The sequence below is a fragment of the Nocardia sp. NPDC058497 genome (assembly GCF_042720195.1).
GTDB lineage: Bacteria > Actinomycetota > Actinomycetes > Mycobacteriales > Mycobacteriaceae > Nocardia.
Genome location: NZ_JBHXMY010000931.1, coordinates 1 through 1,515, shown reverse-complemented (window position 1 = coordinate 1,515; position 1,515 = coordinate 1). Strand labels below are relative to the sequence as shown.

The window sequence follows — 1,515 nt, the reverse complement described above, 5'->3', positions numbered from 1 at the left end:
CCCACTCGCGTTGTGTGTGTTGTTTGTGTGTGCTGTGTTGGGGGTGTGGGGGCCCCCCGCGCGCCGCGCCCCCCCCCCGGGTTACGAAGGGGTCGGCCGCGGCGGCTCCCCGGCAGCTTTCCGGTTCTTCGGTGGGATCGATCTGTGCCGATCGATCGCGGACGCAGGCCCGGAATCCGTCGGCTATCTCGGTCTGTGCCGGGCCTGGCAGGACTGTTGCGGCGAGTTCGGCCCGCACTCGTGCTGCCGCCTCGTCGGCACCGCGCGCGGAATCGTGATCCAGTTGTGTGAAGAAGACGATTCCGACAAGCGCGACACCGAGTGCGATTCCGAGTTGTTGCCCGGTGTTGAGCAGCCCGGACGCAGCGCCGGCGGCACGGTTGGGTACCTGGCCGAGTACCAGATCGATGGTGGGTGCGACCACGAAACCGAATCCGATGCCGATGGCGATCAGGGGAATCATCATCTGCCACGACGTCGTCGCCTGGCTGTAATGCTGGACCAGCGCGCCGTATCCGATGAACCCGGCGCCAGTGACAAGCCCGCCGACGACGAGGACACGTCTGCCGAACCTCGGCGCCAACACACTGGCCGCAGTTCCCGCACCGATCGCGGTGGCGACCGCGAAGAAGAGTGAGGTGAGCCCGGCGCGCAGAGGCGACCAGCCCAGACCCACCTGCATGAGCAGCGTCCATACCAGGGAGAACCCGCCGAAACAGATCCAGAACAACAGCCAGCTAGTCAGACCGAGTGTGAATGGACGCGACTCGAAGAGAGTGAGGTCGATCAACGGCGACCCTTCGATCCGTCGGCGTCTACGCTCGTGGCTGATCAGCAGAACCAGCGCCACCGCCGACACTCCGATCATGACGAAGGTCCACGCGGGCCAGCCGAGGCGGCGTCCTTCGGTGAGCGGATAAGTCAGCAGTAGGATTACGGCGGTGACCAGCGCGACGCCGACCAGGTCCAGGCGCGGCGCGGCGACCGATCGGGACTCCTTCATCCACAGCCAGGCGGCGATCAGCGTGATGATCCCGATGGGGATATTGACCAGGAAGATAGGCCGCCAGCTGAGGCCGAACAGATCCCATTCCACCAGCAGAGCGCCCAGCGCCAGACCGACCGATGTAGCCGACCCGCACACTGCGCTATACACAGCGATCGCCTTGGCGCGCTCCCGCTCCGGGAATGATTCCCGGAGAATCGCGAGAATCTGCGGGACCATCAGGCCTGCCGCGAGGCCCTGGAGGAAGCGGGAGGCGATCAACATGGTCGGGGCGGAGCTCAGCCCGCATGCAGCTGACGTGACCGTGAACAACACCATTCCGACCATGAAGATTCGCTTGCGGCCGTACAGGTCGCCGAGTCGACCACCGGTGATCAGGATCGCAGCGAAGGCGAGCACATAGGCGGCGATGATCCATTCGATCTGGGCATACTGGGCACCGAGATCTTCCTGAATGGTCGGCACCGCAACATTGACTATGGTGACAGCGAGTAGATCCATTAAGACGG

Annotated in this window: 1 protein-coding gene; it reads right to left on the bottom strand. The window is 64.6% G+C overall.

The genetic code is table 11. From position 1 onward, the window contains the following. On the bottom strand, positions 1 to 1,471 hold a 1,471-nt coding region (locus tag ACFWPJ_RS32570), incomplete at its 3' end, for an MFS transporter (protein ID WP_378857329.1). Positions 1,472 to 1,515: the final 44 nt, after the last annotated feature.